Origin of the sequence: Isoalcanivorax indicus (assembly GCF_003259185.1) — a bacterium.
In the GTDB taxonomy this organism is placed as follows: Bacteria; Pseudomonadota; Gammaproteobacteria; order Pseudomonadales; family Alcanivoracaceae; genus Isoalcanivorax; species Isoalcanivorax indicus.
This window is the reverse complement of the sequence record NZ_QGMP01000001.1, coordinates 556360-572845: the sequence shown is the minus strand read 5'-3', so window position 1 is coordinate 572845 and position 16486 is coordinate 556360. Positions and strand designations below refer to the sequence as shown.

Below are 16486 nucleotides of genomic sequence, written 5' to 3'. Positions count from 1 at the left end.
GATACCGATGCAATTGCTGCGCAAGTACAACTCATTGCTCGACGCCCAGCAGGTCGCCATGAACCTGCGCAGTCGCGGCATTGCCACCCATATCGCCGGCAAGGAATCCTATCGGGCGGCGCCCATCTTTTCCGGTGCGTTCTATGTCGGTCTGTGGGTGGTGCTGGACCATCAATACGAAGATGCACTGGCCCTGCTGGATGATCCCGATCACCCCGTGCGCGACCCGCTGCCGGTGGAGGACATTGATGTCCTGGAGGCAGACTTCAATGGCGAGGTGAGCCACCGCGCCTTCAGCTTCATCATCATCGGCGCGGTGGTCATGCTGGGCCTGTTCCTGCTGGTGATCAGCTGACGCTTTGCGTGGCCTCCTTGCGGCGCCGTTGCTGCTGGCGCAGCAGGGCCGCCTGCACCGCATAGGCAAAATGCGTCACCACCAGCCCGGCTACCGCTTCCTGCTCTGCGCTGAATGCAGACAGCCGCCCCAGTTCAACCACCGCCACCACGTCATCCCCCTGGCAGACCGGCACCACCAGAATGGCGCCCGGTGTCATCCGCTGTGAGGCGGTCACGATGGGCAGGTAACCCGGCGGCAGATCGCGCACCTGGCGTGCCGTGCGTTGCGCAATAACCGGCTGCAGCAGCGTCCCCTCAGGGTCCAGAGGCTCTTCGCGGACGGCACGCCCCAGGCTGGCGCCCCAGGTGGCCATGGGGTGCAGCAGGCCATCCTCACCACAGCGGTAGGCGACGCCCACCTGCGCCCCGGTGCGCTCGATCAGAAACCCCAGCGTGCGCTGGAACAGCACTTGCGCATCGGGGTTACCGGCAATCAGTGACAGGTAGTCCGCTTGCAGGGTGCGCCGTGCCAGCGCCTGCTCAGCCTGCTGGTTCATGTCCCGCAGGCGCAGCGACTCCAGCGTCAGCAACTCATTCTGCAAGAACTCCTTGCGCTCGGCATGCTCCAGCATCGCCCCGACCACCACACACAGGGTCCAGGGCACCAGGAAATAGAGCAGGCTATCAAGCCACAACACCGGGTGGTCCATCGCCACCATGGTGACGGCCGCCAGGACAAACGCCAGCAACGACGCCAACGCCACCCGAATCAACGGCAGGCGCAGGATCGAGAAGGCGATAATCAACACGTAGATGGTTTCGTAGGCGGCAATCTGTGCAAACAGATCATCACGCAGGTACAGCGCCGCCGCACCACAACCGAGAATGGAGACAAACACACCGCCCACCAGCAAGGGTTCGACGATGGACTCCATGTCATTGAGTCGCGTGGCCAGCCAGATCAGCGCCAGCACAATGCCCACTGGCAAGACGGCCACCAGCAACCAGGTATTCAACCCCGGCTCATCCGTGAACAAGGCGGCGGCGCCGGAGACCACGGTGTACACGGCAATCATGCCGTACACCGACAAACGCAGCAGGCGCGCCGCCCGCTCACGGGTATGCTGGCGAAATGCAGACTCGAGATGCCCGGGCAACGGGCGGGTCAGCAGCGGGCCGTCCAGCGCCCGGCGCAGGGTGGCCTCGTCACAGACTTGCAGCGTATCAGGACGACCATCCTGTTCGGCGTCCCAGTCACGGGCGATATGAAGCGGTGTTTCCACCGCCAAGGATGCTTGGTTCACGGTTTCCCCCCAGAAACAGTGTCGGACTCGACAACCCAAAAGGGGAACATTCGTGCAAACCGGGGCGGCTGTAAATAGTGGCACAATGCTATCGCCGAACCGGGAAAGGCTGCCTTGCCTGCAAGGCAGCCTGTGCAAGGACTTGCTTACAACTCGTTCTGGATTTTCTTGTAGCCTTGCACCAGACGCACATTGGTCTGCGCCACGTCCTCAGAGAAGGAGGAGGCGTCCGCCGGTACCGGCTCGATGTTGGCCAGGTCGCTTTCCTTGCGGATATTACTGGTCGAGGGAATATGGAAGTTTTCGGGGACCACCACGCCTTCCACCACCGAGTTATGCCGCACCACCGATCTCTCGCCGACCTCACAGTTGAACAGCACGGAATTGAAGCCGATAAAGACGTGGGCACCCACCTTGCAGGGGCCATGCACGATCGAGCGATGCGCAATCGAGGTATGCGCCCCCACCTCTACCCGCGCCCCGGACTTGGAGTGAATGACCACACCGTCCTGGATGTTCGAGTTGTCGCCAATGATGATCGGCTCCATGCCGCCCTCGGCATCCACTTCGTCGGCTCGAATCACAGCGTAGGGGCCGATGAATACATTTTCGCCGACAAACACCTTGCCGCAGATGATGGCGGTGGGGTCAACAAACGCCGACTCCGCCACTACCGGCAGGTCACCACTGGGGTTCTTTCTGATCATTTGCCTTTCTCCAGTCTGGCACCGGGATCCTCCGGCGCGCGGGTTGGGACGATTGACGGCGCTCGGTCAGAGCGCCGCCAGCTGATGCCGCATGGCATCAATCACCGCCCGATAATCGGACTTGCCGTAAATCGCAGAACCGGCCACGAACATGTCCGCGCCCGCCGCCGCCACCTCGGCAATGTTGTTCTCGCTGATCCCGCCATCCACCTCAAGACGGATATCCAGACCACTGTCGTCGATCAACCGCCGCACCTGCTCGATCTTGCGCAAGGTACCGGGAATGAATTTCTGGCCGCCGAAGCCGGGGTTCACGGACATCAGCAGGATCATGTCCAGCTTGTCCATGACGTACTCCAGGCAGTCGGGCCCGGTGGCCGGATTCAGCACCAGCCCCGCCTTGCAGCCCCGGTCACGGATCAGCTGCAGGGAGCGATCCACGTGACGGCTGGCCTCAGGGTGGAAGGTGATCATGCTCGCGCCCGCATCGGCGAAGCTGCCGATCAGGTCATCCACCGGCGATACCATCAGGTGCACATCAATCGGTGCCGTGATGCCGTACTTGCGCAGCGCCTCACACACCATCGGGCCGATGGTGAGGTTGGGCACGTAGTGGTTGTCCATGACGTCAAAATGGATGACATCCGCCCCGGCAGCCAGCACGGCCTCGGCCTCTTCTCCCAGGCGGGCAAAATCCGCCGCCAGAATGGAGGGCGCGATCAGGTAACGGTTCTCGGATGCAGTCATGGGGTCTCCTTGAGTTGCTGATCCAGCGCAGCCAGCCGCGCCGGGGTGCCGATATCATACCAGCGCCCATCATGCACGGAGCCACTGACCGCATCGTGTGCCATGGCATCACGCAACAGTGGCGCCAGACGCGCTTCGCCGGGGCATCGGGCAAACAGCGCCGGATGATAGACGCCGATACCCGAGAATGTAAGGCGCCGTGCGGCGGCGTCCGGGGCGGCATCCTGCACCCGACCATCAGGCGCGAGCCAGAAATCGCCCTGCGGATGCTGCGGCGGGTTATCTACCAGCAGCACATGCGCTTCGGCACGCGGCGCCCGAGGCAGCGTGGAAAAATCAAAATCGGTCCAGACATCCCCGTTCACCACCACAAAAGGCGCATCGCCCAGTAACGGCAGGGCACGACGAATGCCGCCCGCCGTGTCCAGCGGCTGCCCTTCCCGCGACCACTGAATGCGCACACCGTGCCCCTCGCCGGCGCCCAGCGCGGCCTCGATCTGCTCACCCAGCCAGGCCGTGTTGATGACCAGATCGCGGATGCCCGCCCGCGCCAGAGCAGCAATGTGGTACTCAATCAGCGTCTTGCCGCCTACCTGCAGCAACGGCTTGGGCGTGTGCTCGGTCAGCGGGCGCATGCGTGTACCCAGACCGGCCGCCAGAATCATCGCCTTCATCAGCCCTCCCGCTCGGCCAGCAACGCCAACAACCGGCGCAGAGCCTCAAGCTCCGGGTGGCGCGTGGCGACGGCCTGCAGGTAGGCGAAAAAGCGCGGCGCATCGTCCAGATAGCGCGGCTTGCCATCGCGATAGCGGATGCGGGCAAAGATGCCGATGACTTTCAGATGGCGCTGGGCGCCCATCAGGTCAGCATCGCGCAGAAAGGCGTCCCGTTCGGCCGGCACCGGCAGCCCGGCCGACAGGGCGCGCCCGTGGTAATCCGCCAGCCAGCCCAGCACGCGGGACTCGGGCCAACTGATAAAGGCATCCCGGAACAGGCATACGGGGTCATAGCTGACCGGCCCGCGCACCGCATCCTGGAAATCCAGCACGCCGGGATTGGGCGTGCTGACCATCAGGTTGCGGGGCATGTAGTCGCGGTGCACGAACACCTGCCGCTGAGCCAGCGCCGCCTCCACCAACTGATCATTCAACGTGGTCAGCACAGACATCAGCCGGGGATCGTCAGCCGCGTGCAGATGACGCCCCAGGTACCAGTCGGGGAACAGCGCCAGTTCACGGCGCAACAGCGCATCGTCGTAAACCGGCAGCCCCCCGGTATCGGCCTGCTGCAGGGTAATCAGGGTATCCAGCGCCTGGCTGAACCAGGCATCGGCGTTTTCGGGCGTCAGCGCGGTCAGCCAGGTCTCGCGCCCCAGATCACTCAGCGCCATGAAACCGCGGGACAGGTCCAGCGCCAGAATCTCCGGTACCGGCACCCCGGCCCGCGTCAGGCGCCCGGCGATATCCACAAAGGGCGCCGAATCCTCCTGCGCGGGTGGCGCATCCATCAGAATCACACTGCGGCCAGCGACCTGACAGCGGAAATAGCGGCGGAAGCTGGCATCGGCCGACGCCGGCACCGGCGCCACCGGCTCGCCCAGCGCGGCGCCGGCCCACGCGCACAGCGCCTGAAAACGTGTATCTGCCTCGCCCTGCCCCGTTGCCGTCATGTCGTCGGTGCCTCCCGCGCCCCACCGCCTCGGCGGCGGTGACATTTTCTTACACAATATCCGGACTGACAGCAGCGCCGCCGGACGGTAACCTTGCGCCTTTCGGCGATCAGCAGGCCTTGCCCGACGGCCGTGCCTGACTGTTGCAGCGCTTTTTACCTGTTCCGGATAACGAATGCCACTGCGCCTGCGTTTTTACCCCTGGTTACTGGCCGCTGCGATGGCACCTTCGCTGGTGGGCGCTGAACAGCTCGGCTGGATGACCCGTGACGAGATCGCCGCCCTGCCCCCGGACCAGCAGCGCCCGGTGGTGGCCTGGTGCCACGGCACCTACCTGAACCCCGGCCTGGGAGAGCCAGACCCGCGTGCCGACACAGTCATCACGGCGGACCGCTCGCGTCTGACCCCCGACGGCCTGGCCGAGCTGCTGGGCGATGTGCAGATCGAACAGCCCGGTCGGAAGCTGCGTGCCGACAGTGCCCGCATGAATCAGGACAGTGGAGACTTTTCCCTCGAAGGCAGCGTCCACGCTGACTCCGGACTGTTCAGCTTCCGTGCCGACAGCATGACCGGCAATACACGGCGCGAGGAAGCCACCCTGAGCGGCGTCCGCTATGCCCTGTTCGATATCCATGCGCGGGGTGGGGCCGAGCGTGTCGAGCAACGTGACCAGCGCATCTTCATCGAGGATGGCAGCTACACCACCTGCCCCCCGGACCAGCGCGGCTGGGCCATTCACGCCCGTCGTATCGAACTGGACCGTGAGGCCGGCTGGGGCTCGGCCCGGCATATCGTGTTACGGGTGCGCGATGTGCCCACCCTGTATCTGCCCTGGATGACGTTTCCGATTGATGACCGGCGCAAGACCGGCCTGCTGTTTCCGAACCTGAGCCTGACCGATGACGGCGGGGTCGATTTCGCCCAGCCCATCTACTTCAACCTGCACCCGCAGTTCGATGCCATGCTGGCGCCCCGGCACATCCAGAATCGCGGCACCGGGTTTGACAGCCAGGGGCGTTATCTCACCACCTTCGGCCAGGGCGTGCTGAATTACGGACTGATCAGCAACGACCGACGCTTTGACGGCGAAGATCGTGTCCTGGCGACCTGGCAACACCGTGGCCAGGTCGGTGACTGGACCCTGAGTTCCGACGTCAACTACGTCTCTGATGACTTCTATTTCAAGGACCTGGATACCGGCCTGGATGCACGCTCCCAGACCAACCTGCCGCGCCAGGCGGAAGCACTCTACCGGGGGCGCACCTGGCAGTTCCTGACCCGGGTGCAGGCATGGCAGACCATCGACCCGACCCTGCTGCCTGAAGACCTGCCCTATCGGCGCCTGCCGCAGTTCGCCCTCAGCGGCCGCCCGCAGCTCGCGGGCCCGCTCTATGGCCTGTGGGTCAGCGACTTTACCCGCTTTGATCGCACCGCCGACCTCGCTCCGCAGAATGTCACCGGCGATCGGCTGCACCTGCAGCCCGCCCTGTCCTTGCCGCTGACCCGCGCCTGGGGCTATGTCGAGCCGCGCGCACGGCTTTATTACACCCGGTACGACCTCGAGGGCACGGCCCCCGGCCAGAGCAGCAGCCCGGAGCGCGACCTGTGGGGGATCAGCGTGGACAGCGGGTTGTTCCTGGAGCGCCCGTTCGAGCTGAACGAGCGGGCCTGGCAGCAGACCCTGGAACCCCGTCTGTTCTACAGCCGCATCGAATTCGAGGACCAGGACGATCTGCCCAATTTCGATGCTGGCCAGTTGACCTTCGGCTACAGCAGCCTGTTCCGCGAAAACCGCTTCACCGGCTATGACCGCATCGGCGACGAAGAAAAACTGGCCGTTGGCCTGACCTCACGCTTCCTCGACGACGCTACCGGCCGCGAAGCATTGCGGATGCGCCTGGGCCAGGCCTACTTCTTCAGTGACCGCGAGGTGCAGCTGGACGGCGACCCGATCGATGATCGCACCTGGTCACCGGTGGTGGCCGACACCACCTGGTACCTGAACCGCTACTGGCAGCTGTTTGCCGAAACCCAGTGGGACAGGGAGAATGACCGCCGCGAACAGAACAGCCTGCGCATCGGTTATGCCGACGGCGAGCGACGTGTGGCGCACCTGGGCTACCGCTATCGGGACCGCGACGACATCAAGCAGACGGAACTGGCAGCCATCTGGCCGGTCCATCGCAACTGGAGTCTGATCGGACGCTGGCTCTATGATGTCGAGGACAACCGCTCGCTGGAGAACCTGGTCGGGGTGGAATACCGTGATTGCTGCTGGCAATTGCGCCTGATCGGCCTGCGTGAGCTTACCGACCGCACCGGCGACGGCCTGCTGGAAGCGGATCAGCGTTACATGATGCAGATTCAGATGCTCGGACTGGGTGGATTCAGCGGCCGCGTGGAAAGCCTGCTGGAACGCACCATTCCGGGTTACGGGAGACAATATGGTACCAACTATTAAACGCACCCTTGGCGCCGCCATGCTGGCGGCCCTGATGATCCCGGGTGTGTCCCAGGCCCTTCAGGTGCTGGATCGCATTGCGGCCGTGGTCAACGACAGCGTCATCATGGAAAGCGAGCTGGACCAGCGCGTGGACGACCTGGCGCGGCAGTTCATGGCCGATGGCCAGCAGTTGCCGCCGCGCAATATCCTGCGCCCGCAGGTGCTTGAGCGCATGATCGTCGAGCGCCTGCAGCTGGACCAGGCGGAACGTGCCGGTATCCGCGTCGATGACAGCTCCCTGAACCAGACCCTGTCCGGGGTGGCCCGGCAAAACGGCATGACCCTGGACGAGTTCGTGGCGGCCCTGCGCGAAGACGGCTACAACTGGGCCGATTTTCGCGAACAGATCCGCAACGAGATGGTGATCAACCAGCTGCATCAGCGCCAGGTGGGGCGCCGTGTGCGCATCACCGACCGCGAAGTGGACCGCTTTCTGGAGTCGGAGATGGGCCGCCAGCTGTTCGAGGCCGAGTTCCGCCTCGGGCATATCCTGGTCGGCCTGCCCGACGGCGCCAATCCCGACCAGGTGGATGAAGCCCTGGCCCGCGCCCAGGACCTGGTGGCGCGCATCCGCGCGGGCGCCAGCTTCCATGAAATGGCAGTGAGCTACTCCGATGGCCCACAGGCGCTGGAGGGCGGCGACCTGGGCTGGCGCGAAGCCGCACAATTGCCGTCGCTGTTTTCCGAGCAGGCCGTCGACATGCAGGCCGGGCAGGTGTCAGAGCCGATCCGCGCCGGTAACGGCTTCCACATCCTGCTGATGATCGACCGCCGCGGTGGCGCCACCCAGATCGTCGAGCAGCACCGGGTGCGGCATATCCTGATCCGCAGCACGGCCGTACGCAGCCAGGCCCAGGCCGAGCGGCTGATCGTGCAGCTGCATCAGCGCATCGAGAACGGCGAAAGCTTCTCGGCGCTGGCACGGGAGTTTTCCGATGACCCCGGCAGCGCGCGTAATGGCGGTGACCTGGGCTGGGTCTCTCCGGGCGAGATGGTGGGGCAGTTCGAACAGACCTTCCGCAACACCCCGCAGGGCGAACTGTCGCCGATCTTCCAGACCGAATTCGGCTGGCACTTCCTGCGCGTGGATGACGTTCGCACCGCCGACATGAGCGATGAATTCCGCCGCTTGCGGGCTCGTCAGGCCCTGCACCAGCGTCGCTTCGAGGAAGAACTGCAGCAGTGGCTGCGGGAATCCCGCGCAGAAGCCTACGTGGACGTCCGCATCTGATATGGCCCAGGCGCCGATTGCCATCAGCTGCGGCGACCCTGCCGGTATCGGCCCCGACCTGGTCCTGAGCCTGCCCGCCCATCTGCCCGGGGCGCCACTGGTGGCCCTGGGCGACCTTCAGGTGCTTGCAGCACGCCGACAGCAGCTTGGCCTGGCGGTCAGGCTGGTGCCATGGCTCCCCGGGCAGCCGCTGCCTGACGAAGGCCTGGCAGTGTGCGACTGCCCGGCCGGCGTCCATGTGCGCCCCGGCCATGCCGATCCGCGCACCGCCATCGGCACCCTGACCTTGCTGGATCGCGCTATCGACGGTTGCCTGGACGGCACCTATGCCGCCATGGTGACCGCGCCACTGGCCAAATCCGTGATCTGCGACGGTGCCGACCCTGCCTTCACCGGGCATACCGAGTACCTGGCCGCACGCAGCAATACGCCCCGCGTGGTGATGATGCTGGCCGCAGGCACCTTGCGCGTGGCGCTGGCCACCACCCACCTGCCCCTGCGTCAGGTGGCCGATGCCATCAGCGGCGCCGAACTGACCACCACCCTGCGCATCCTGCACCACGACCTGCAGCAGCGCTTTGCCATCCACGCGCCGCGCATCCTGGTGCTGGGGCTGAACCCCCATGCCGGAGAAAGCGGCCACCTGGGGCGCGAGGAAATCGACATCATCCAGCCCGCGCTCGAGGCCCTGCGTCGCGAAGGCCTGTTGCTGACCGGTCCGCTGCCCGCCGACACGGCCTTTACCCCCCGCCATCTGGAAGGCCATGATGCGGTACTCGCCATGTATCACGATCAGGGCCTGCCGGTGCTCAAGTACTCGGGCTTCGGTGAGGCGGTGAACATCACGCTGGGCCTGCCCTTCCTGCGCACCTCCGTGGACCACGGCACCGCCTTCGACCTGGCCGGCACCGGCAAGGCCGACCCCGGCAGCCTGCTGGCCGCCACGCGGATGGCCCTCACGCTGTCCGGCTCCCGCTAGCGTTCGCCCGTGCTACACTGCCGCCCCTCTGAATCCGGTACGGAGCTCCCATGGCCCGACATCAGGCGCGCAAGCGCTTCGGCCAGCACTTTCTTGTCGACACCCAGCTGATTCACCGTCTGGTGCGCAGTATTGCCCCCGCGCCGGACGACCTGATGGTGGAGATCGGCCCCGGACAAGGTGCGCTGACCCGCCCACTGCTGGATGCCGTGGAGCATCTGCATGCTGTGGAACTGGACCGCGACCTGATCACCCTGCTGGAGCGGCAGATCAGCCCGCAGCGGCTGACCGTGCATGCGGCCGATGCGCTGCGCTTCGATTTCAGTACCATCAGCGATGCCCCCGGCACCATGCGTGTGGTGGGCAACCTGCCCTACAACATCTCCACCCCGCTGATGTTCCACCTGATCAGCCAGATCGGCATCATCCGCGACATGCACTTCATGTTGCAGAAGGAAATGGTCGACCGGCTGGTGGCCCGTCCCGGCTGCAGCGACTGGGGCCGCCTGAGCGTGATGATCCAGTACCACTGCGAGACCGACTTCCTGTTTACCGTGCCGCCCGAGGCCTTCAGTCCTCCGCCGAGAGTCGATTCCGCCATTGTCCGCCTGACCCCTCATGCCACACTGCCACACCCGGTGACCGACTACACCGTGTTTGCCGGGCTGGTGAACCAGGTGTTCACGCAACGGCGCAAGGCCATCCGAAATGGGCTAAAATCATACCTGTCGCGTGAAGAGATCGAGGCGCTCGACATTGACCCGGGGCTGCGCCCGGACCAGCTGGGGCTGGCGGAGTTTGCCACCCTGGCCAACGCTGCCGCAGCACGCGACACCGCAGAGCCATCACCATCGCAGGGAACATCGACATGACCCAGGCCAATGAAGACCCGCACTACCGCATTCACGTGGAGGTAGAGGCCGAGTTTCTCGCCGAGCAGAGCGATGCCGATATCCCGCGCTGGGTCTATGCCTACCACGTCACTATCCGCAACGACGGCGACATGCCGGCGCGTCTGCTGACCCGTCACTGGGTCATCACTGACGGCGAGGAGCGTGTTCAGGAGGTGCACGGCGAAGGCGTCATCGGCGAACAACCCCGCCTGGCGCCCGGTCAGGCCTTTTCCTACAGCAGCGGCGCGGTGCTGGAAACCAGCGTCGGCAGCATGCATGGCAGCTACCAGATGCTGGCCGAAGACGGCACCTGCTTTGACGCCACCATCCCGCCCTTTACCCTGGCACCACCGCATGCACTGCACTGACGCCGCCCTCTGATGAGCACCTACGCCATCGGCGACATCCAGGGCTGCCTGGGCGCCTTCAACAGCCTGCTGGAACGGATTGCCTTCGATCCCGACCGTGACCGCCTGCTGCTGGCTGGCGATCTGGTCAGCCGGGGCGAGGATTCGCTCGGCACCCTGCGGCGGATATACGCCCTGCGCCACGCGGTAACCTGCGTGCTCGGCAATCATGACCTGCATCTGCTGGCTTTGGCGGCAGGTGCAGCGAACGTGCGCCCAAAAGAGCGTGATCTTGCCGAGATCCTGGCGGCCCCGGACCGCGACCTCCTGCTCGACTGGCTGCGCCAGCAGCCCCTGGCAGTGGCGTTGCCCGACTTCAATGCCTTGCTCGTGCACGCCGGCGTCCCCCCCCTGTGGAGCGCCGCCGATACCCTCGCCCGTGCCGCCGAAGTACAGGCGGTGTTGCGCAGCGAACAGGCCAGCGATTTCTTTCACGCCATGTATGGCAACACCCCTGCCGCCTGGTCCGATGACCTGAACGGCATGACACGCCTTCGCGTCATCACCAACTATCTGACACGCATGCGATTTGTCGCTATGGATGGCGCCATGGACTTGTCCACCAAAGGGGAAGCCGACACGGCACCGCCGGGCTTCATGCCCTGGTTCCAACACCCCGGGCGGCGCGCCACCGATGTACGCATCCTGTTCGGCCATTGGGCGGCGCTGGAAGGCCGTGTGTCGGAAAGTCAGCTGGAAGCACTCGATACCGGCTGCGTCTGGGGCGGCCGCCTGACCGCCCTGCGGCTGGACGACAACCACCGATTTCACTGCGACTGCAGCCCACGCCGCTAACCCGTAGCAGCACATTTCACGCGCTGATTTTTTTGACTTTCGGCGCGCTTCATGTCCATTCTAGATGTGTCTTGAAACCAATACGCCAGCAATACAAGGATACCGTCCGGATGTAACCAGGCACTGAGTGAGGGAGTCCAGGCATGAGCATCGTCAGCCACTACCAAGCCCGCTATGAAGCCACCCAGCAGGAGGAGTATTCGCTCGAAGAATACCTCGCCTTGTGCAAGTCGGACCCCACCACCTACGCCACCGCATCCGAACGCATGCTGATGGCGATCGGTGAACCGGAACTGATTGATACCTCTCGCGACACACGCCTCTCCCGCATCTTTTCCAACAAGATGATTCGCCGGTACCCGGCATTCAGCGACTTCTATGGCATGGAAGAAGCCATCGAGAATATCGTCGCCTACTTTCGCCATGCCGCGCAGGGGCTGGAGGAAAAGAAACAGATCCTGTACCTGCTTGGCCCCGTCGGCGGTGGCAAATCATCACTGGCCGAAAAGCTCAAGGCGCTGATCCAGAGAGTCCCCTTCTACGCCATCAAGGGATCACCGGTAAACGAGTCGCCCCTGGCGCTGTTCGACCCGGATGAAGACGGCCCCATTCTGGAAGAGGAATACGGCATACCGCGCCGCTACCTGCGTTCTGTCATGTCGCCCTGGGCGGTAAAACGGATGCACGAATACGGCGGCGACATCTCTCAGTTCCGGGTGGTCAAACTGTATCCCTCCATTCTCGACCAGGTGGCCGTGGCCAAAACCGAGCCGGGCGACGAGAACAACCAGGACATTTCGGCCCTGGTCGGCAAGGTCGACATTCGCAAACTGGAAGATTTCGCCCAGAACGACCCGGACGCCTACAGCTTTTCCGGCGGCCTGTGCCGCGCCAACCAGGGCCTGCTCGAGTTCGTGGAGATGTTCAAGGCACCCATCAAGGTGCTGCATCCGCTACTCACCGCGACCCAGGAAGGCAACTACAACGGCACCGAACATATGGGGGCCATCCCGTTCGAGGGCATCGTGCTCGCGCATTCAAACGAAGCAGAGTGGCAGACATTCCGCAACAACAAGAACAACGAGGCCTTTATCGACCGCGTCTTTATCGTCAAGGTGCCTTATTGCCTGCGCTTCGACGAAGAGGTGCATATCTATGAAAAGCTCCTGGCCAACAGCAGCCTGCGTGACGCCCAGTGTGCCCCGGATACGCTGGAGATGCTGGCTCAGTTTTCGGTCCTGACACGCCTGAAAGAACCGGAAAATTCCAGCATCTACTCGAAGATGCGCATCTACAATGGCGACAACCTGAAGGATGTCGATCCGAAAGCGAAATCGTTGCAGGAGTACCGGGACGCGGCAGGCGTCGATGAAGGCATGAGCGGCATTTCGACCCGGTTTGCCTTCAAGATCCTGTCCAAGGTCTTCAACTTCGACCATACCGAGGTGGCCGCCAATCCGGTGCACCTGATGCATGTACTGGAACAGCAGATCGAACAGGAGCAGTTCCCGCAGGAACGTCAGGAGCAGCTGCGCCGCTACATCAAGGAATTCCTGGTGCCGCGCTATGTCGACTTCATCGGCAAGGAAATCCAGACAGCCTATCTGGAGTCTTACTCCGAATATGGCCAGAACATCTTTGATCGCTATGTCACCTACGCCGATTTCTGGATACAGGACCAGGAGTTCCGTGACCCGGATACCGGCGAAATCTTCGACCGCCAGGCGCTCAACGAGGAGCTGGAAAAGATCGAGAAACCGGCCGGCATCTCCAACCCCAAGGATTTCCGCAACGAGGTCGTCAACTTCGTCCTGCGCGCCCGCGCCAACAACGAGGGGCGCAATCCGTCCTGGCTCAGTTACCAGAAGCTGCGCAATGTGATCGAGAAGAAGATGTTCTCGAACACCGAGGATCTGCTGCCGGTGATCTCCTTCAACGCCAAAGGCTCGAAGGAAGACCAGAAGAAACACAACGACTTCGTACAACGCATGATGGATCGCGGCTACACGGAGAAGCAGGTCCGACTGCTGTCGGAATGGTACCTGCGGGTGCGCAAGGCGCAGTAACCCCTGTCGCAGTAACCCCTGTCAGGAGCGCGGCATGAGCTTTATCGTCGACCGCAGGCTGAATGGCAAGAACAAGAGCACGGTCAACCGTCAGCGCTTCATGCGCCGCTATCGCGAGCATATTCGCGATGCCGTCAACGATGCCGTCAATCAGCGCTCCATCCGTGACATGGAGCGCGGCGAGCGCATCATCATCCCGCGCAAGGACCTCAACGAACCGCAGTTCCACCATGGGCCAGGGGGACGGCGCACCGTAGTGCATCCCGGCAACAAGGAATTCCAGCAGGGTGACACGGTGGCCAGGCCGGAGGGCGGCGGCGCGGGTGACGGCGGCCAGGCCTCGAACAGCGGTGAGGGCATGGATGATTTCGCCTTCGAGCTGGACCCACGGGAATTCCTCAACTTCCTCTTCGAAGGGCTGGCACTGCCCAATCTGGTAAAACGCCAGCTCCAGGGCGACAGCAGCTTCCGGGTGGTGCACGGTGGCATTGTCAGTGAAGGCAACCCGACCAAGATCAATATCGTCCGCTCCATGCGTCAGGCCTCCATGCGCCGCCGCGCCCTCAGCGCCGCCACCCGCAGACGGTTGCGCGACCTGCAGACCGAGCAGGCTGCCTTGCTGGACACCGAACAATCCATTGAACGGCAAGCGCGACTGCAGGAACTGGCACAGCAGATCGAACGCCTTGAGCGGCGCATCAACGGTATTCCTTTTCTCGATACGGTCGATCTGCGCTACAACCATACCGTGCGCCAGCCGGTGCCGGTGAGCCGCGCTGTCATGTTCTGCATCATGGATGTGTCCGGTTCCATGAGCCAGGAAATGAAGGAGCTGGCCAAGCGTTTCTTCCTGCTCCTCTACCTTTTCCTGGAGCGCAACTATCAGCACACTGAAGTGGTCTTTATCCGCCACCACACCAGCGCCAAGGAGGTGGATGAACAGGAATTCTTCTACTCGCGCGAAACCGGTGGGACCATCGTGTCCAGCGCCTTGCGACTGACCGCTGACATCATCCGCGAGCGCTATCCCGCCGACAGCTGGAATATCTATGGCGCCCAGGCCTCCGACGGAGACAACTGGAATGACGACTCACCGGCCTGCATGCGTATACTTCGTGATGAACTGCTGCCGAACATGCAATATTTTTCCTATGTGGAGATCATGCCACGGCGCCACCAGGCGCTCTGGAACACCTATGCACAGCTGCGCCGCGACCAGCCTCAGGTCTTTGCCATGGAGCAGATCGACACGCCCGGCGACATTTATCCGGTATTTCGCGAACTGTTCCGCCAGCGCATGGAGGAGCATTGAGCCATGACAGCTATGCCGCGACGCGAACCCCTGTCCACCACCTCCGAGTGGAACTTCGAGCTGATCGAGCGCTATGACCAGGAAATCGCCCGGATTGCCCATGACGTCTATGGGCTGGATACCTGGCCAAACCAGATTGAAGTCATCTCCTCCGAGCAGATGATGGACGCCTACTCCTCCGTCGGCATGCCGGTGGGCTACAATCACTGGTCGTTCGGCAAGCAATTTGTCGAAGTGGAGAACCTGTACCGGCGCGGGCAGATGGGCCTGGCCTACGAGATCGTCATCAACTCGAATCCGTGTATTGCCTATCTGATGGAAGAGAACACCATGCCGATGCAGGCACTGGTGATCGCCCATGCCTGCTACGGGCACAATTCCTTCTTCAAGGGCAATTACCTGTTTCGCACCTGGACCGACGCTTCGGCCATCATCGATTATCTGGTGTTTGCTCGCCGCTACATTGCGGAGTGCGAGGAACGCCATGGCGTGGAGTCAGTGGAACAGATTCTCGATTCATGCCATGCCCTGATGAATTATGGCGTGGATCGCTACAAGCGCCCCTACCCGATCTCTGCGGAAGCCGAGCGCCTGCGTCAGCGTGAACGTGAGGAGACACTGCAGATGCAGGTTTCCGAACTGTGGAAGACCTTTCCCGAGATGCAGCCCGGCATCAAGCGCCGCAAACCCACTGCGCGGTATCCGGCAGAGCCGCAGGAGAACCTGCTCTATTTCATCGAGAAGAACGCCCCGCTGCTGGAGTCGTGGCAGCGCGAGATAGTACGCATCGTCAGGAAGATGGCACAGTATTTCTATCCACAGCGACAGACCAAGGTCATGAATGAGGGCTGGGCCACCTTCTGGCACTACACCTTGCTGCACCGGATGTATGACGAAGGGCTGGTGACCGAAGGTTTCATGCTCGAATTCCTGCAAAGTCACTCGCAGGTTGTCTTCCAGCCGTCCTTTGACAGCCCCTGGTACAACGGCATCAATCCTTACGCGCTGGGCTTCGCCATGTTCCGCGACATCCGCCGTATCTGTGAACACCCCACCGAGGAAGATCAGCGCTGGTTTCCGGATATCGCCGGCAGTGACTGGCTGGCCACAGTGAAATTTGCCATGCAAAGCTTCAAGGATGAGAGCTTTATCCAGCAGTTCCTGTCACCCCGCGTGATTCGTGAGATGAAGTTGTTCGCCGTGCTCGATGACGACAAGCACCAGCACCTGGAGATCCGCGCCATTCATGATGATGCCGGCTATCAGACTGTGCGGCAGTTGCTGTCAGAGCAGTACAACCTGAGCATTCATGAGCCGAACATCCAGGTGTATGAAGCGGCCGTGCGCGGCGACCGCTCCCTGACACTGCAACACATTCGCGAAAGCAGGCGCCCGCTGGCCCGCGATCGCGCGCAGGATGTGATGCGCCACCTTTACCGCCTGTGGCAGTTCGATGTGCATCTGGAAAGCGTGGAAGACGGGCGTATCGTCGAGCGTATTTCCGTGCCGCCCCCCGAAGAGGCCGCGTCCTGACGGC

At 63.0% G+C, this 16486-nt stretch carries 15 protein-coding genes; 10 read left to right on the top strand and 5 right to left on the bottom strand.

The window, feature by feature from the left end; translation table 11 throughout:
• Positions 1-7 precede the first annotated feature (7 nt).
• Positions 8-355, top strand: a complete 348-nt coding sequence (locus DKW65_RS02615) for a hypothetical protein (protein WP_111655797.1) — start codon at positions 8-10, stop codon at positions 353-355.
• On the opposite strand, the gene DKW65_RS02610 is transcribed toward DKW65_RS02615, so the two are convergent.
• The 5 genes from DKW65_RS02610 to DKW65_RS02590 all read right to left on the bottom strand — a co-directional run bounded on the left by DKW65_RS02610 (position 348) and on the right by DKW65_RS02590 (position 4763).
• On the bottom strand, positions 348-1640 hold the full coding sequence (locus DKW65_RS02610; protein WP_111655796.1) for a GAF domain-containing protein: 1293 nt from the start codon (positions 1638-1640) through the stop codon (positions 348-350). The two genes, DKW65_RS02615 and DKW65_RS02610, sit on opposite strands and share 8 nt — an antisense overlap.
• A 146-nt stretch (positions 1641-1786) precedes the next feature.
• Positions 1787-2347 (bottom strand): LbetaH domain-containing protein, encoded by a 561-nt coding sequence (locus DKW65_RS02605; RefSeq protein WP_111655795.1) that lies wholly within the window; start codon positions 2345-2347, stop codon positions 1787-1789.
• 66 nt (positions 2348-2413) lie between these two features.
• The gene (gene rpe, locus DKW65_RS02600) at positions 2414-3094 is read right to left on the bottom strand and encodes a ribulose-phosphate 3-epimerase (protein WP_111655794.1); all 681 of its coding nucleotides are present in this window, start codon (positions 3092-3094) and stop codon (positions 2414-2416) included.
• Positions 3091-3768: an N-acetylmuramate alpha-1-phosphate uridylyltransferase MurU gene (gene murU / locus DKW65_RS02595; protein ID WP_111655793.1), complete on the bottom strand. Its 678-nt coding sequence runs from the start codon at positions 3766-3768 to the stop codon at positions 3091-3093. Before murU ends, rpe begins: the two co-directional genes overlap by 4 nt.
• Complete coding sequence (locus DKW65_RS02590) at positions 3768-4763, bottom strand: aminoglycoside phosphotransferase family protein (RefSeq protein WP_111655792.1); 996 nt, start codon at positions 4761-4763, stop codon at positions 3768-3770. The genes murU and DKW65_RS02590 overlap by 1 nt, the downstream gene beginning before the upstream one ends.
• A 175-nt stretch (positions 4764-4938) precedes the next feature.
• Between DKW65_RS02590 and DKW65_RS02585 the strand changes: the two genes are divergently transcribed.
• The 9 genes from DKW65_RS02585 to DKW65_RS02545 all read left to right on the top strand — a co-directional run bounded on the left by DKW65_RS02585 (position 4939) and on the right by DKW65_RS02545 (position 16482).
• Positions 4939-7224 (top strand): LPS-assembly protein LptD, encoded by a 2286-nt coding sequence (locus tag DKW65_RS02585; RefSeq protein WP_111655791.1) that lies wholly within the window; start codon positions 4939-4941, stop codon positions 7222-7224.
• Positions 7208-8497 (top strand): peptidylprolyl isomerase, encoded by a 1290-nt coding sequence (locus DKW65_RS02580; protein ID WP_111655790.1) that lies wholly within the window; start codon positions 7208-7210, stop codon positions 8495-8497. Before DKW65_RS02585 ends, DKW65_RS02580 begins: the two co-directional genes overlap by 17 nt.
• Position 8498: 1 nt before the next feature.
• Entirely contained in the window at positions 8499-9476 is a 978-nt protein-coding gene (gene pdxA, locus DKW65_RS02575; protein WP_111655789.1) for a 4-hydroxythreonine-4-phosphate dehydrogenase PdxA, read from the top strand.
• A gap of 50 nt (positions 9477-9526) precedes the next feature.
• Positions 9527-10348, top strand: a complete 822-nt coding sequence (rsmA, locus tag DKW65_RS02570) for a 16S rRNA (adenine(1518)-N(6)/adenine(1519)-N(6))-dimethyltransferase RsmA (RefSeq protein WP_111655788.1) — start codon at positions 9527-9529, stop codon at positions 10346-10348.
• Positions 10345-10737, top strand: a complete 393-nt coding sequence (apaG, locus tag DKW65_RS02565) for a Co2+/Mg2+ efflux protein ApaG (RefSeq protein ID WP_111655787.1) — start codon at positions 10345-10347, stop codon at positions 10735-10737. The genes rsmA and apaG overlap by 4 nt, the downstream gene beginning before the upstream one ends.
• 12 nt (positions 10738-10749) lie before the next feature.
• A complete protein-coding gene (locus DKW65_RS02560; RefSeq protein WP_111655786.1) occupies positions 10750-11571 on the top strand; it encodes a symmetrical bis(5'-nucleosyl)-tetraphosphatase in 822 nt (273 codons plus the stop codon).
• A gap of 143 nt (positions 11572-11714) precedes the next feature.
• Positions 11715-13637, top strand: coding sequence for a PrkA family serine protein kinase (locus DKW65_RS02555; RefSeq protein WP_111655785.1), 1923 nt, complete (start codon positions 11715-11717; stop codon positions 13635-13637).
• A 34-nt stretch (positions 13638-13671) separates the two neighbouring features.
• Entirely contained in the window at positions 13672-14949 is a 1278-nt protein-coding gene (locus DKW65_RS02550) for a YeaH/YhbH family protein (protein ID WP_111655784.1), read from the top strand.
• A 12-nt stretch (positions 14950-14961) separates the two neighbouring features.
• Positions 14962-16482, top strand: coding sequence for a SpoVR family protein (locus DKW65_RS02545; RefSeq protein WP_111655783.1), 1521 nt, complete (start codon positions 14962-14964; stop codon positions 16480-16482).
• The last annotated feature ends 4 nt before the right edge of the window (positions 16483-16486 follow it).

Coding starts and splice junctions, on each gene's coding strand:
- DKW65_RS02555 (WP_111655785.1), top strand. CDS start 11,715: ATGAGCATCGTCAGCCACTACCAAGCCCGCTATGAAGCCACCCAGCAG.
- DKW65_RS02585 (WP_111655791.1), top strand. CDS start 4,939: ATGCCACTGCGCCTGCGTTTTTACCCCTGGTTACTGGCCGCTGCGATG.
- DKW65_RS02605 (WP_111655795.1), bottom strand. CDS start 2,347: ATGATCAGAAAGAACCCCAGTGGTGACCTGCCGGTAGTGGCGGAGTCG.
- rpe (WP_111655794.1), bottom strand. CDS start 3,094: ATGACTGCATCCGAGAACCGTTACCTGATCGCGCCCTCCATTCTGGCG.
- DKW65_RS02550 (WP_111655784.1), top strand. CDS start 13,672: ATGAGCTTTATCGTCGACCGCAGGCTGAATGGCAAGAACAAGAGCACG.
- DKW65_RS02560 (WP_111655786.1), top strand. CDS start 10,750: ATGAGCACCTACGCCATCGGCGACATCCAGGGCTGCCTGGGCGCCTTC.
- DKW65_RS02580 (WP_111655790.1), top strand. CDS start 7,208: ATGGTACCAACTATTAAACGCACCCTTGGCGCCGCCATGCTGGCGGCC.
- DKW65_RS02545 (WP_111655783.1), top strand. CDS start 14,962: ATGCCGCGACGCGAACCCCTGTCCACCACCTCCGAGTGGAACTTCGAG.
- DKW65_RS02590 (WP_111655792.1), bottom strand. CDS start 4,763: ATGACGGCAACGGGGCAGGGCGAGGCAGATACACGTTTTCAGGCGCTG.
- apaG (WP_111655787.1), top strand. CDS start 10,345: ATGACCCAGGCCAATGAAGACCCGCACTACCGCATTCACGTGGAGGTA.
- murU (WP_111655793.1), bottom strand. CDS start 3,768: ATGAAGGCGATGATTCTGGCGGCCGGTCTGGGTACACGCATGCGCCCG.
- rsmA (WP_111655788.1), top strand. CDS start 9,527: ATGGCCCGACATCAGGCGCGCAAGCGCTTCGGCCAGCACTTTCTTGTC.
- DKW65_RS02615 (WP_111655797.1), top strand. CDS start 8: ATGCAATTGCTGCGCAAGTACAACTCATTGCTCGACGCCCAGCAGGTC.
- pdxA (WP_111655789.1), top strand. CDS start 8,499: ATGGCCCAGGCGCCGATTGCCATCAGCTGCGGCGACCCTGCCGGTATC.